Source organism: Streptomyces sp. TRM68416 (genome assembly GCF_014596915.1).
Classification (GTDB): Bacteria; Actinomycetota; Actinomycetes; order Streptomycetales; family Streptomycetaceae; genus Streptomyces.
Genome location: NZ_JACVWU010000022.1, coordinates 1 through 13,801 on the forward strand (window position 1 = coordinate 1; position 13,801 = coordinate 13,801).

At 73.1% G+C, this 13,801-nt stretch carries 13 protein-coding genes; 6 read left to right on the plus strand and 7 right to left on the minus strand.

All coding sequences use genetic code 11. From position 1 onward, the window contains the following. Positions 1 to 49: 49 nt before the first annotated feature. Both ICC28_RS41340 and ICC28_RS29975 read left to right on the plus strand, forming a co-directional pair. Complete coding sequence (locus tag ICC28_RS41340; protein WP_188291890.1) at positions 50 to 1,528, plus strand: aminotransferase class I/II-fold pyridoxal phosphate-dependent enzyme; 1,479 nt, start codon at positions 50 to 52, stop codon at positions 1,526 to 1,528. Positions 1,529 to 1,795: 267 nt separating this feature from the next. Beyond that, a complete protein-coding gene (locus tag ICC28_RS29975) occupies positions 1,796 to 2,251 on the plus strand; it encodes a cyclic nucleotide-binding domain-containing protein (protein WP_188291891.1) in 456 nt (151 codons plus the stop codon). A 62-nt stretch (positions 2,252 to 2,313) separates the two neighbouring features. Here the strand turns inward: ICC28_RS29975 and ICC28_RS29980 are convergent, their stop codons facing one another. Further along, positions 2,314 to 2,928 (minus strand): LysE/ArgO family amino acid transporter, encoded by a 615-nt coding sequence (locus tag ICC28_RS29980; protein ID WP_188291892.1) that lies wholly within the window; start codon positions 2,926 to 2,928, stop codon positions 2,314 to 2,316. A 69-nt stretch (positions 2,929 to 2,997) separates the two neighbouring features. Between ICC28_RS29980 and ICC28_RS29985 the strand changes: the two genes are divergently transcribed. After that, entirely contained in the window at positions 2,998 to 3,897 is a 900-nt protein-coding gene (locus tag ICC28_RS29985) for a LysR family transcriptional regulator ArgP (RefSeq protein ID WP_188291893.1), read from the plus strand. A 3-nt stretch (positions 3,898 to 3,900) separates the two neighbouring features. Here ICC28_RS29985 and ICC28_RS29990 read toward each other — a convergent pair whose 3' ends face one another. Together ICC28_RS29990 and ICC28_RS29995 are read right to left on the minus strand one after the other, a co-directional pair. Continuing rightward, complete coding sequence (locus ICC28_RS29990; protein WP_188292028.1) at positions 3,901 to 4,545, minus strand: DNA alkylation repair protein; 645 nt, start codon at positions 4,543 to 4,545, stop codon at positions 3,901 to 3,903. A 61-nt stretch (positions 4,546 to 4,606) separates the two neighbouring features. Beyond that, positions 4,607 to 5,308 carry a TetR/AcrR family transcriptional regulator gene (locus tag ICC28_RS29995; protein ID WP_188291894.1) on the minus strand — a complete coding sequence of 234 codons (702 nt, stop codon included), beginning with the start codon at positions 5,306 to 5,308 and terminating at the stop codon, positions 4,607 to 4,609. Positions 5,309 to 5,422: 114 nt separating this feature from the next. On the opposite strand from ICC28_RS29995, the gene ICC28_RS30000 reads away from it, so the two are divergent. Together ICC28_RS30000 and ICC28_RS30005 are read left to right on the plus strand one after the other, a co-directional pair. Next, entirely contained in the window at positions 5,423 to 6,637 is a 1,215-nt protein-coding gene (locus ICC28_RS30000) for a saccharopine dehydrogenase family protein (RefSeq protein ID WP_188291895.1), read from the plus strand. Positions 6,638 to 6,746: 109 nt separating this feature from the next. Beyond that, on the plus strand, positions 6,747 to 6,998 hold the full coding sequence (locus ICC28_RS30005) for a WhiB family transcriptional regulator (RefSeq protein ID WP_188291896.1): 252 nt from the start codon (positions 6,747 to 6,749) through the stop codon (positions 6,996 to 6,998). Positions 6,999 to 7,003: 5 nt separating this feature from the next. On the opposite strand, the gene ICC28_RS30010 is transcribed toward ICC28_RS30005, so the two are convergent. From ICC28_RS30010 to ICC28_RS30020, 3 genes are read right to left on the minus strand one after another with little or no spacing between them, the layout of a single operon-like run. Then, a complete protein-coding gene (locus tag ICC28_RS30010; protein ID WP_188291897.1) occupies positions 7,004 to 8,830 on the minus strand; it encodes a sensor histidine kinase in 1,827 nt (608 codons plus the stop codon). Then, entirely contained in the window at positions 8,827 to 9,522 is a 696-nt protein-coding gene (locus ICC28_RS30015) for a response regulator transcription factor (protein ID WP_188291898.1), read from the minus strand. The genes ICC28_RS30010 and ICC28_RS30015 overlap by 4 nt, the downstream gene beginning before the upstream one ends. A 30-nt stretch (positions 9,523 to 9,552) precedes the next feature. Beyond that, the gene (locus ICC28_RS30020) at positions 9,553 to 10,284 is read right to left on the minus strand and encodes a L,D-transpeptidase family protein (protein ID WP_188291899.1); all 732 of its coding nucleotides are present in this window, start codon (positions 10,282 to 10,284) and stop codon (positions 9,553 to 9,555) included. 56 nt (positions 10,285 to 10,340) lie between these two features. Between ICC28_RS30020 and ICC28_RS30025 the strand changes: the two genes are divergently transcribed. Next, positions 10,341 to 10,688: a DUF488 domain-containing protein gene (locus tag ICC28_RS30025; RefSeq protein WP_188291900.1), complete on the plus strand. Its 348-nt coding sequence runs from the start codon at positions 10,341 to 10,343 to the stop codon at positions 10,686 to 10,688. A 54-nt stretch (positions 10,689 to 10,742) separates the two neighbouring features. Here the strand turns inward: ICC28_RS30025 and ICC28_RS30030 are convergent, their stop codons facing one another. Continuing rightward, positions 10,743 to 13,778 carry a glycoside hydrolase family 2 TIM barrel-domain containing protein gene (locus ICC28_RS30030; RefSeq protein ID WP_188291901.1) on the minus strand — a complete coding sequence of 1,012 codons (3,036 nt, stop codon included), beginning with the start codon at positions 13,776 to 13,778 and terminating at the stop codon, positions 10,743 to 10,745. Positions 13,779 to 13,801 lie beyond the last annotated feature (23 nt).

A 13,801-nucleotide genomic window follows, 5' to 3' on the forward strand; every position in this document is an offset into this window, starting at 1 on the left:
ACCCGCCGGCCGCCGATTGATCGTGGTCCGGCCGGGAACTCGGCGTTCCATGACAGCCGATCACGACCACGTACCGATTCTGGAAGCCCTGGCCGAGTACCGCGGCAAGGGCCGGCTGGCGTTCTCGCCGCCCGGGCACAAGCAGGCCCGCGGCGCAGATCCCGCGGTGCGGGAGGTCCTCGGCGACGCGGTCTTCCTCGGTGACGTGCTGGCGTCGGGCGGGCTCGACGACCGGCTCACCCGGGGCCGGGTCCTGGAGCGGGCCGAGGAGCTGATGGCCGACGCGGTCCACGCCGACCACACCTTCTTCACCACCTGCGGCAGCTCGCTGTCCGTCAAAGCGGCGATGCTGTCGGTCGCGGGGCCGCACGAGGAGCTGCTGATCGGGCGGGACGCCCACAAGTCCGTCGTGTCCGGTCTGGTGCTGTCCGGGATCGATCCGGTCTGGGTGGAGCCGCGGTGGGACCCCCGGCTGCGCCTGGCCCATCCGCCGTCCGCCGCGGACTTCGACCGGGCGTTCGACGCCCATCCCGGCGCGAAGGGCGCGCTGATCACCAGTCCCACGCCGTACGGCGCCTGCGCCGACCTCGCGGCGGTGGCCGAGGTCTGCCACCGCCGGTCGCTGCCGTTGATCGTGGACGAGGCCTGGGGCGCGCATCTGCCCTTCCATCCCGATCTGCCGTCGTGGGCGATGGACGCGGGCGCCGACATCTGCGTGACGAGCATCCACAAGATGGGCAGCGGTCTGGAGCAGGGCTCCGTCTTCCACCTGCAGGGCGACCTGGTGCCGCCGCAGGTGCTGAAGCTGCGTGCGGACCTGTTGGGCACGACCAGTCCCTCGGTGCTCCTCTACGCGGGGATGGACGGCTGGCGGCGGCAGATGGCGCTGCACGGCAAGGAGCTCATGGGCAGGGCACTGCACCTGGCGGCCCGGCTGCGGACGTCGGTGGAGCGGATCGAGGGGATGCACGTCGACGGCCGGGACGACCTGTGCGGTGCCGGACTCGCCCACGACCTCGATCCGCTGCCCTGCGTGATCGAGGTCGAAGGCCTGGGCATCTCCGGGTTCCGGGCCGCGGACTGGCTGCGCCAGCACCGGGACATCGACGTCCATCTGTCCGACCACCGGCGGATCGGCACGCAGGTCACCCACGCCGACGACGAGGGGACGGTCGGTGAGCTGCTCGGGGCGCTGGAGGATCTGGCGCAGGCCGCGTCCGGGTTGCGTCCGGTGCCCCCGGTGGAGGTGCCGGACCCGGCCGAGCTGCGGCTGGAGCAGGCCTGCGCGCCGCGGGACGCGTTCTTCGGGCCCGTCGAGGAGGTGCCGACGGACCGGGCGGCCGGCCGGGTCGCGGCGGAGATGATCACGCCGTATCCGCCCGGGATCCCGGTCGTCCTGCCCGGCGAGCGGCTGACCGAGCCGGTGCTGCGGTATCTGCTCACGGGGCGCGACGCGGGGATGAACCTGCCCGACCCGAGCGATCCGGGACTGGGGACGGTCCGCGTGGTGCGCGAGTCGGCGGAGTGAAACAGGTCACGTGACCCGCTCCGGATTTCACCTCTCCACCCTAGATGGTTTACCGTTCATCCATAAGTGGTGGCGGGGTCGACCGTACCTCCCCCGTACCGCTGTCGACTGCCCTGGCTGGCCTCCCCCGTCCGGCCAGGGCTTTCTCATGTCCCGGAATTCTCCACCGGTTCTCTGGTCCGCCGAGGTGCTCTACCCGTCGGCAACGGCTGAAATGGGGCGTAGGGAAAGCCCCGGAACCGACACGCCGGCGAGGAGCCCCGCGCCATGACCAAAGCGACCAAACTGCTGACCGCCCTTCCGCCGCCCCAGCGCCGCCACCTCATGGCACTCGCCAAGGAGGTCTCCTTCCCGGAGGACGCCCGCATCTTCGAGGCCGGCGGCACGGCCGACCGCTTCTGGGTGATCCGCTCGGGCGCCGTCTCGCTCGACCAGCGCGTCACCCCGCTGCAGCGGGTCACCGTCGCCAGCCTCAGCTCCGGCGACCTGCTGGGCTGGTCCTGGCTGTTCCCGCCCTACGAGTGGGACTTCGGCGCCGAGGCCTTCAGCCCGGTACGCGCCTACGAGTTCGACGCGGCCGCAGTGCGGGCGCTGTGCGAGGAGGACCAGCAGCTCGGGCTGATCCTGGTCCGCACGGTCGCGGAGATCCTCGCCCACCGGTTGGAGGTCACCCGGGGCAAGCTCATGGAGAGCTACGGGATGCACCGGCGCAGCTCTCTCTGACCCACGCGACGGCCCGGGCGGCGCCCCGCATGCCCCTCACACCCCGCACGCCCCTCACGCCCTCAGCTCCCGGCGACGAGCGAGACGCCGAGGACGAGCATCGTCGCGGCCACCAGGCCGTCCAGGACGCGCCAGGCCGTGGGCCGGTTCAGGACGCGGCTGAGCAGCCGGGCGCCGAAGCCGAGGGCGGCGAACCAGCACAGGCTGGCGAGCACGGCCCCGAGCCCGAACGTCCAGCGCAGTTCGCCGCGGTCGGCGGCGATCGACCCGAGCAGGAACACCGTGTCGAGGTAGACGTGCGGGTTGAGCCAGGTCATCGCCAGGCAGGTGAGCACCGCCCGCCGCGGTGAGCCGACCGCCTCCCCGTCGGCGCTGAGCACACCGGCGGGGCGGACCACGCGCCGGGCGGCGACCAGGCCGTAGCAGATCAGGAAGGCGCCGCCGATCCAGCCGACCGCGGTCAGCGCACCGGGCCAGGCGACGACCACCGCCCCGACACCGGCGACGCCCAGGGTGATGAGGGCGGCGTCGGACAGGGCGCAGATGCCGACGACGGCGAGGACCGCGTCGCGGCGGATCCCCTGGCGCAGGACGAAGGCGTTCTGGGCGCCGATGGCGACGATGAGCGAGAGGCCGGTGCCGAATCCCGCGGCAGCGGCGGACAGTGCGGTGGACATGGCCTCGACGCTACGGAGCCCCGCACCTGGAGTACAGCTAATGTTTTTTACGTACCATTAGCTGTCGTGATGACGGAACTCCCCCTCGACCAGGTACGGACCCTGCTCGCGGTGGTGGACGAGGGCACGTTCGACGCCGCGGCCGCCGCCCTGCATGTGACGCCGTCCGCCGTCAGCCAGCGGGTCAAGGCGCTGGAACAGCGCACCGGGCGCGTTCTGCTGGTGCGCACCAAGCCCGTGCGGCCGACCGAGTCGGGCGCGGTCGTGGTGCGGTTCGCCCGGCAGCTGGCCCGCCTTGAGCGCGACGCACGCGCCGAGCTGGGCATGGGCGCAACGGAGGAGGAACCCACCCGGGTGTCGATCGCGGTCAACGCCGACTCCCTCGCGACCTGGTTCCTGGACGCCCTCACGCGCGTACCGAAGGATCCGCGGCTCTGCTTCGAGCTGCGCCGCGAGGACGAGGCCCATACGGCGGCCCTGCTGCGGGAGGGCCTGGTGATGGCCGCCGTGACCTCCGCGTCGGAGCCGGTGGCGGGCTGCTCGGTACGGCCGCTGGGCAGGATGCGCTACGTCCCCGTGGCGGCCCCGGAGTTCGTCGGCCGGCACCTCGACGGACGCTTGCGCGACGCGCTGCCCGACGCCCCGGTCGTGACCTTCGACCGGAGCGACGACCTTCAGGACAGGTTCGTCCGCGGGCTGCGCGGCGGCAGCGCCGGGGCCGGTCCCCTGCGGCACCGGATCCCCACCTCGGAGGGGTTCGTGGCCGCCATCGCCGCCGGACTGGGCTGGGGCGTGGTTCCGGAGGTCCAGGCCGAGCCGTTGCTGGGCGCCGGACGGCTGGTGCCGCTCGCGCCGGAGCGCCCGGTGGACGTTCCGCTGTACTGGCAGCAGTGGAAGCTGGACTCGCCGGCGCTGGCGGCGGTGGCGGAGGCGGTCGCCGCGACGGCCGCGCAGGTGCTGCGGGCCTGAGCCCTACGCGCCCTCCTTGCGGCGGACCATCTCGGTGATCCAGACCGGTGCGTAGGGAGAGGTGCAGCCCGGGGAGGTCGGATAGTCCTTGAGCACCTGCAGGCGCTCACCGATGCCGAGGGCACGGGTGCGGTGCTCGGAGTGCTCGATCCCGATCTGGGCCAGGCAGTGGTTCATCGCCCACTGCAGGCGCTCCGGGGCGTCCTTCATCTGCGCATCGATCACGTCCAGCAGTCCGGCGAGGTCCAGGCCCTCGGGCCGCTTCGCCACGCGTTCGGTGGTCAGTGCCCAGCCGGCGCTCGCGACCACCGGGTCCGTATCGGCGAGCCAGGCCAGGCGCAGCGCTTCGGCGTGCGGGCTCTTCTTCACCACGTAGTTCACGAGCCAGTCGTGCACCTTGGGTGCACGCGTCTCGCGCACCATGGCGTCCAGCTCGGCACGCTCGAACGCCTTCGGGCGGCAGATCAGCAGCGCCAGCAGGCGTGCCGCGGTGTCGTCCGTCTCCCACAGCCTGCGTGCGAGGTCGTGCTGGGTCTTCAGCCGCTTGGCGAGCGCGCGCAGCCTGCCCAGGTTGACCCCGTGGTCGTCGCCGTGGCGCTCGTTCACCGCGCGCGCCTTCGGGTCCTCCAGCGCGGCCAGCTCGGCCATCACCTCGGCCACCGTCGTCCCGGCCACCTCGACCTCCTCCGTCGTACCGGTCCGCAGGTTCTCACACCGGCCGCAGCCGCGCCTGCGCACTGTCCAGCAGCATCTCCAGGGCCGTCGGATAGGCGCTCGTGACCATCCGCGTGGCGAGCAGCGGCGCCGCCTCGGCGATGCGCGGGTGTGTGGCGCGCGGCAGGCGGGCGTATGTCGAGCGCCACATGTCCTCGTCGGCCCGCTGCGAGGCGCTCGGCAGGGCCAGGGAGGCTGCGTCGAGCGCGGCGAAGGCCAGGGTCTGGTCGATGAAGGCGTGGTAGATCCGGACCGTCTCGTCGAGTGGGAACCCGGCGGTGCGCAGGACGTCCAGCACGGCCTCGTCCGCGGCGAGTTCGTTGGCCCGGCCCGTCACCCGGTTCGCGGTCAGCAGGGCCGCCTGCGGGTGGGCGACGTAGGCGGCGTGGATGCGCAGCCCGACCTCCGTGAGGTCCGCCCGCCACTGCCCCGTCGGCCGCCAGCCGCGCAGGGCCTGGCCGATGAGCGCGTCGCCGATCGCGAGGGTCAGGTCGTCCATGCCGCGGAAGTACCGGTAGAGCGTGCTCGGGTCGGCGTCGAGGGCGAGGCCGAGCCGGCGGGCGGTGAGTCCGGCGCTGCCGTGTTCGCGCAGCAGGCGCAGGGCGGTCTCGACGATCAGCTCCTCGGACAGCACGGTGCCGCCCTTGGTGGGCCTTCGCCGGCGCCGCTTCTCCTCGGGGACCACTGGCTTCGGCATGCGTTCTCCGTCCCGCGCCCTTATGCCAACGCCATTGACCTTACGCGGGACGGGGGCGTTGTATCAGCCCCGGGGCCCCACCTCATCCGTACTGTTCGAGAGGGAGTTCTCCTCATGCGTGTACTGCTCGTGGGCGCCGGTGGTGTGGGTACCGCCGTGACCCGAATCGCGGCCCGGCGCCGGTTCTTCGAGGCGATGGTGGTGGCCGACTACGACCCGGCGCGGGCCGAGGCGGCCGTGGCGGCTCTCGCTGACGGGCGTTTCACCGCCGCGCGAGTCGACGCGGGCGACGAGGCGGCCGTGGCGGCACTGCTGGCGCGGCACGGCTGCGACGTACTGCTCAACGCCACCGACCCGCGGTTCGTGATGCCGCTGTTCCGGGCCGCACGGGCCGCGGAGGCCACCTATGTCGACATGGCGATGTCGCTGTCGCGGCCGCATGCCGAGCGCCCCTACGAGGAGTGCGGGACCAAGCTCGGCGACGAGCAGTTCGCGCAGGCCGACGCATGGGCGCGGGCGGGCGCGCTGGCCCTGGTGGGCATGGGCGTGGAGCCGGGTCTGTCGGACGTGTTCGCGCGGCACGCGGCGGACGAACTCTTCGACGAGATCGAGGAGATCGGCGTCCGCGACGGCGCGAACCTCACCGTCGACGGCCACGACTTCGCCCCGTCGTTCAACATCTGGACCACGATCGAGGAGTGCCTCAACCCGCCGGTCGTCTACGAGCGCGACCGGGGCTGGTTCACCACCGAACCCTTCAGCGAGCCCGAGGTGTTCGACTTCCCCGAGGGCATCGGCCCGGTGGAGTGCGTCAACGTGGAGCACGAGGAGGTGCTGCTCGTGCCGCGCTGGGTGGGCGCGCGCCGCGTCACCTTCAAGTACGGCCTGGGCGAGGAGTTCGTCCGGACCCTCAAGACGCTGCGCCTGCTGGGCCTGGACCGCACCGAGGCGGTGACCGTGCCGGGCGCCGACGGCCCCGTACGGGTCTCGCCCCGGGACGTCGTCGCCGCCTGTCTGCCCGACCCGGCGACGCTGGGCGAGCGGATGCGCGGCAAGACCTGCGCGGGCACCTGGGTGCGGGGGGTCAAGGACGGGGCGCCGCGCGAGGTGTACCTGTACCACGTGGTGGACAACGAGTGGTCCATGAAGGAGTACGGCTGTCAGGCCGTGGTGTGGCAGACGGCCGTCAATCCGGTGGTCGCCCTCGAACTCCTCGCCACCGGCGCCTGGTCGGGCTCGGGTGTGCTCGGCCCGGAGGCGTTCCCGGCCCGCCCGTTCCTGGACCTGCTGACCGGGTACGGCTCGCCGTGGGGCCTGCGCGAGCAGTGAGTGCGTCCACGCCCACGGATCCGCCGTTTCACTCCCGTGTCGACAGGAGACCCGAAAGCGAGTAAAGCATCTGAAAGAACGCGTACGACCTCGATCGCAGGTGACTTCGATGGATGACTGGCGCGAGCGTGCGGCCTGCCGTCGCGAGGACCCCGACCTCTTCTTCCCGATCGGCACCTCCGGTCCCGCACTGATGCAGACGGAGCAGGCCAAGGCGGTCTGCCGCCGCTGCCCCGTGCGGGAGCCGTGTCTGCGCTGGGCGCTGGACACGGGGCAGGCCATCGGCGTGTGGGGCGGGACGAGCGAGGGGGAACGGCGCCGGCTGCTGCGGCGGGAGGGTGCGCGCAGCAGCGCCGGGTGACGCCGTCAGGTGTCCTTCGGTGGCTCGCCGCCCGGCAGTCGCAGGGTGAACACGGCTCCAGCCCCGGGTTCGCTCGCCGCCTCGGCCGTACCTCCGTGGGCGGCCACCAGGTGACGGACGATCGGCAGCCCGAGCCCGCTGCCACCGGTCCGGCGGCTACGGGACTTCCCCGCCCGCCAGAAGCGGTCGAAGACGTGGGGCAGGTCCTCGGGACCGATGCCGGTGCCGGTGTCGGCGACCTCCAGCACCACGTCGTCGCCGTGCCGGCGCGCGGTCAGCGCGACCGTGCCGCCCGCGGGGGTGTGCCGCAGCGCGTTGGAGACGAGGTTCCCCAGGGCCTGACGCATCCGGACCGGGTCGGCGTCGAGCCAGGGCGTGCCGTCGGCCGAGGTGCGCAGGGTGACGCCCGCGGTGTCCGCGCTCATGCGGTGGGCGGCGGCTACCTGGTCGAGGAGTTCGTCGGCGCGGACGGGTTCGCGGTGCAGGCGCAGGGTTCCGGCGTCGGCGTCGGCGAGGTCCTGCAGGTCGTCGATGACGCGCTGGAGGACGAGGGCCTCGTCGTGCAGGGAGGCGAGCAGGGCGGGTTCGGGTGCGACGAGGCCGTCCCGGGTGACCTCCAGCCAGCCGCGGATATTGGTGAGCGGGCTGCGCAGTTCGTGCGCGATGTCGCTGACCATCGCCTTGCGCTGGTCCTCCAGACGGGCGCGGCGCTCGGTCAGTTCGTTGAACGCCAGCGCCAGGATGCCGGTCTCGTCGCGGGTCGTCACGGGCACCCGGACGTGCCGGTCCGGCGGCTGCAGGGCGGCCTCGGTCAGCGCCCGCAGCGGCCGTACGAGCCGGGTGGCGACGGCGGCGGTGACGGCCACGGTGACGGCGAGGACCAGGCCCGCCGCGCCCACCACCTTGGTGCGATTGGCCGGGGAGAGGTCGAAGCGCACGGCGGGCCGGTCCCCGACGCCCAGGAACAGGTGGGCGGCCGGGGCGACATGGGGGTCGAGCTGGGCCCGGCGGGCGCGGTCCAGGCAGTCCTGCGCCCGCTGCTGGGCCTGCTCCTGCGGCTGCGCGGAGAACTTGGCCAGCCGGTAGCGCGTGCGCAGGCTCCGGTCGGTGACGTCGACGCCGAGGAACAGCGGCGGGTAGTACTCCACTTGGTATCCGTCGAGGCAGCTCCTGGCCCGTTCGGCCAGGTCCGCGAGGGCTTTCTGCTCCGCGGCGGTGGGCGTGTTGAGCCGTCCGTCGGCGCACTCCAGGGGCACGTAGTCGACGGTGCTGCCGTCCTTGTCGGTGAGCACCGGCCGGCCGCTCGGGGTGCGCACCACGGTCGCGTCGACGCCGTTGCGGGCGAAGCACTCGCGCCGGATCTCGGCGAGCCGCGCCAGTTGTGCGCGCTCCGCGGCGGGCAGCCGGTACGGGCCCACCACCCGGGGGTCGACTCCGCTGCGCTGGGCCCCGCGGTCGGTGTGGGTGTCGGTGGTGAGCGGGTCGACGCCGGCGGCGGCGCGCGGCGGCAGCGGGGTGCCGGGGGGCGCGGAGTCGGCGATCACCCGGCGGTCGGTGGTGGTCAGGGCGATGCGCCGGCCGATCCGCTCGGACAGCTCGCGCACCAGGTCTCCGACCCCCGTCCAGTCGGGGTGGGTCGCGGCGTAGCCGCTGAGCCGGTCCAGGACGTCCATGTCGTCGGCGAGGACCTGGCCCTGCTCCTCGCGCAGCGCGCGGGTGGTGGTCTCCACCGCCAGCCAGGCCGTCGCCGCCACCGAGCACACGGCGATGAGCACCGAGGCGACCAGCAGCCGGACCAGCAGGCGTTTGCGCAGGGGTGTCCGGGCCCTCATCCGCGGCTGCCGCTCAGCTTATAGCCCACCCCGAAGACGGTCAGCAGCCGGGCCGGGCGGCGCGGGTCGGCCTCGATCTTCCGGCGCAGGTTCATGATGTGCACGTCGACGGCCCGTTCCGTCGAGGCCCGATCGGTGCCGCGGGTGCACTCCAGCAACTGCCGCCGGGTGAAGACGCGTTCGGGTTCGGCGGCCATGGCGAGCAGGATCTGGAACTCGGCCGGCGTGCACTCCACCGGCCGCCCCGCACAGTGCACCTCGTGCCGTACCGGGTCGACGGCGAGGCCCGCGGCCCGTACGACGGGGTCCTCCCGCCGGTCCCCCGCCCGGCCGCTGCGCCGCAGCACGGTGCGGATGCGGGCCATCAGCTCGCGCGGGCTGTAGGGCTTGGTCATGTAGTCGTCGGCGCCGACTTCCAGGCCGAGCAGGACGTCGTCCTCGGCGGCACGGGCGGTGAGCATCAGGACGGGGATGTCGCCGTCGCGGCGCAGCACCCGGCACACCCCGAGCCCGTCGACGACCGGGAGCATCAGGTCCAGCACGACCAGGTCGGGCCGCAGCCGCCGCGCCGCGTCGAGGGCGGCCGGGCCGTCGTGGACCACGGTGGCGGTGTGACCCTCCGCCAGCAGGGAGCGCCGTATGAGTTCGGCCTGCATCTCGTCGTCCTCGGCGACCAGTACATGTGCGCACACGCGGCGGATCCTAAGCGGTTGGGAGGGCACTCAGCGGGCCAGGGACTTCACGTCGCCCATGACGACGACCGGGTTCTTGGCCGGGTCCAGGGCGAGGAGCAGGTCCTTCATGTGCGCGCGGGCGATGCTGACGCAGCCCTGGGTGGGGCCGCCGTGGTCGACGTGCAGCCATATGCCCCCGCCGCGCTCCGCGCCGAGCGGGCGGGTCCAGTCCAGGGGCGAGGTGCCGGGTCTGCGGTTGTAGTCGATGGCGATCACGTAGTCGAAGGAGCCGGCGAGGGGTTCGCCCTCGAAGCCGGTGCCGGTCAGGGTGAACCCGGTGGAACGGTCGTACGGCAGCCGGGTGCCGGGGTCGCGGAGCAGGCCGCCGGCGTCGGAGAGGGTGTGCACGCCGATGGGGGTGCGCAGGTCGCCGAGGACGTGGTGGTCGGTCCAGCCCTGCTGCCCGTTGTGGGCGGGCCATGGCCGGCCGGCTTCCCAGCCGGCGTCGGTGCGCTCGTACAGGACGGCGGTGGAGCGCGGCGAGTTCCTGCCGCGTCCGGTCACCACCACCGCCTGGCGGGTGTCGGCGGGCACCTCGGCCCAGGTCTTGGGCCCGAGGCCGGGTATCTGCTGCGGGGCCACGTCGAGGGAGATCGCGGGCTGGGGTGTGCGGGCGGTGGGCGTGGGTGCGGCGGCGGTCTGTGCCGCGGCACCCGCGCCGCACCCGGTGAGCAGGAGGGAGGCGGCCAGCAGAGCGACACGGGGGTTCGGCGTGATCATGCGTCGACCTTGACGGACACTTGTGAGGAACCCGTCAGCTCGCAGGGAGAAGGCTCGTGACGTTGCGCATCCGTCGTGTCCACGAACCCGCCGGGCCCGAGGACGGTGTCCGGGTCCTGGTCGACCGGCTCTGGCCGCGCGGGGTGTCCAAGGAGGCCGCGCGCGTCGACGAGTGGCCCAAGGCGATGACCCCGTCGACCGAGCTGCGCCGCTGGTACCACGCGGGCGAGGGCTCCTACGAGGAGTTCGCCCGCCGGTACGAGGCGGAACTGTCCGCGCCGGAGGCCGCCGCACTCCTCGACCGCGTGCGCGAGCTGGCGCGGGAGGGGACGGTGACGCTGGTGACGGCCGCGAAGGCGCCCGAGGAGAGCCACGTCGCGGTGCTGGCCCGCCTGCTGGGCTGAGGCCGCCTGCTGGGGCGGAACCGGTCCGCCCGCGCGGGCGGACCGGTTCCGGTGTCATGGGCGGTGTACAGGCGTGAGGTCGAGGGTGAAGTCGGCGGGGCGGAGATCGAGGCGGTGCTGGGGCAGGACGCCAGGTCCGCATGCGGCGCTTCCGACGCCCTGGACGGCGTGGTCGGTGTGCAGGTGCACGAACGGGCCGGGGGTCAGTTCGGTCTGGTGCCGGGCCGCGTCGAGCTGCCGGTCGGTCCAGGGGCGGGCGGAGAGGTGGAAGAGCTCCTCGCCCCGGATGTGGACGGCGCCGGAGCCGTCACTGACCTCGGCCCACCGTACATCCGCGCGGTTGCCGTTCTCCTGCGGGCGCACGTAGGGCGTCTGCAACTGCTCGACCGTGGTGCAGAACCGTCCGACGCGGACCGCCTGCCGGGAGTCCGGATAGGCCTCGCCGGGGCCGGCGCCGAACCACTCGACCTGTGACCAGTCGGCGGGGAGCTGCCAGTCGAGACCGATCCGGGCCAGGGAACGGGAGGTGTTGCGGCGCAGCAGTTCCCGGTACTCCTCGGGCGGCAGGTCGGGGTCCACCATGAGGCCGGCGAAGTCGTCCCCCCGCTCGGGCCAGTGGCCGACCGGTGCGGTGTGCACGTGGAGCCGCAGGCCGGTCCCATCGCTGGTCCAGCGGTAGGTCGTCAGGTAGCCGCAAGGGACGGCGGCCGCGGCGCTGCGGACCACGACGGTCAGGCCCTCGGCGTCGGGCGTGACGGAGACCGTGCGGTGGCGCAGCCGGTCCAGGCCGCGGTCCTTCCAGTAGGCGGCGTCGCGCTGGGACCAGCCGCGGTCGTTGTCGGTGGGGGCGCGCCACAGGCCCAGCGTGGGGCCCCGCAGAGGCAGTCCGTCGAGGTCGAGGAGGCTGCCGGTGGCGGGGTCGAACCGGCCGGGCCCGAGCGTGATGAACCCGTCCGCGGCGTGCGGGCTCAGCAGGGGTGCGTGGGACCCGGCGCGGACCGGTGCGGAGAGCTGGAGCTGTCCCCAGGCGATGACGTGGCCCTCGGGTGCCCAGTCGGCGGGCTTGGCCAGCTCCGCCTGGACGGTGAGCCACAGTTCACCGTCACCGTCGTCGGCGGCGGCCTCAAGGGCCGGTGCGGGCAGGGGCAGTTCGACGCGGTCGCCCGGGGTCGCCTCCGGCGTCGGCAGTGTGCCTGCGGCGAGTTCGACGCCCTCGCGCGCGAGGGCCCAGGTGAAGCGCAGGTGGGAGAGGTCCAGGACCTCGAAGCGGTTCTCGACGCTCAGCGTTCCGGGCTCGCGGCCCGCACTGATGCGGACGGGAGCCATGACCTTGGCGTACTCCAACAGCCCGGGCGAGGGGGTGCCGTCGGGGAAGACCAGGCCGTCGCAGCAGAAGTTGCCGTCGTGCAGCTCCTCGCCGAAATCGCCGCCGTACCCGAAGAACTCGCGGCCCTGGGCGTCGCGCGTGCGCAGCCCCTGATCCATCCACTCCCAGATCCAGCCGCCCTGCACCCGCGGGTACGCGTCGAAGAGCTGCGCGTACTCGGCCAGGGCGCCGGGTCCGTTGCCCATCGCGTGGCCGAACTCGGTGAGGAGGAAGGGCATGCGGTTGCGCGGATCGTCGGCCGGGTCGCCGGAGCCGGCGCGCGCCGGGTAATGGATCTCACCCGGGAGCAGCCGGCCGCGGCCGATGCGGGCGACGGCCGCGGGCGTGCGGTACATCTGGCCGTGGATGTCGCTGTACGCACAGAGCCGGTCGGCCTCGTAGTGGACCGGGCGGGAGGGGTCGCGTCCGTGTGCCCAGTCGGCCATCGCGCGCAGGTTCCGGCCGTCGCCGGCCTCGTTGCCCAGCGACCACATGACGATGCTGGGGTGGTTCTTGTCCCGCTCGATCGTGCGCTCGATGCGGTCCAGGTAGGCGTCGCGCCAGCGCGGGTCGTCGGAGGGGTTGCGCTCCCACCTCGTGGGGTCGGCGTACTCGAAGCCGTGGGTCTCCAGGTCGCATTCGAGCGTCACGTACAGCCCGAGCTCGTCGCACAGGTCGAGGAAGGCCGGGTGCGGCGGGTAGTGGGCGGTGCGGACGGCGTTGATGTTGTGGCGCTTCATCAGCTCCACGTCGCGGCGCATGGCCTCCGGGGAGAGGGTACGGCCGTGGTCGGGGTCGAACTCGTGCCGGTTGACGCCGCGCAGCAGGACGCGGTTTCCGTTCACCCGCAGGACGCCGCTCTCGTCGATGGTGATGGTGCGGAAGCCGAACCGCACCCGCACGCGTTCGCTGTCGGTGGCCAGGTGTGCCTCGTAGAGGTGCGGGTCCTCCGCGCTCCAGGGGCGCACTGCCGGGAACCGGAACTCGCTGTCGGCGGGCCGGTCGTGGATGCCGAGGGCGGGGACGCTGATCCGCACGGGTGCGTCAGTGTCGGTGGCTACGTCCACGCGCAACCGGCCCTCGCCGGTGGCGTCGTCGTAGTCGGCGTGGACGAAGGCGTCCCGGATGCCGCCGGCGGGGCGGGCCAGCAGGGCCACGTCGCGGAAGATGCCCGACAGGCGCCAGGTGTCCTGGTCCTCCAGGTAGGTGCCGGCGGAGAACTGGTGCACCCGCACGGCCAGCACGTTGCGGCCGGGCCGCAGCAGCGCGGTCACGTCGAACTCGGCCGCCAGGCGGCTGCCGTAGGTGACGCCGAGTTCGGTGCCGTTGAGCCAGACCCGGGCGCAGGAGTCCACTCCCTCGAAGCGCACTACCGCCGGCAAGTCCTGCCAGGAGTCCGGCAGGTCGAAGACGCGGCGGTAGTCGCCGGTCTCGTTCTCCTGGGGGACGAAGGGCGGGTCGAGCGGGACGGGGTAGGCGATGTTGAGGTAGACGGGCCGGCCGTAGCCGCGCAGCTGCCAGTGCGAGGGGACGGGCAGGGCGTCCCAGGAGCCGTCGTCGAACTCCGGGTCCTGGAACCCGTCCGACTCGGCCCGCAGCGCCGACGAGAACCGGAACGCCCACTGTCCGTTGAGGTCGATCCGGGGGGCGTCGGAGTCCAGGACCGCGCGCGGTGGCAGCCGTCCGCGGCCGGGCGTGAAGTCCTCGAAATAGCGTGCAGGCATGCCAAAGCCCTCCGGACGGTTCG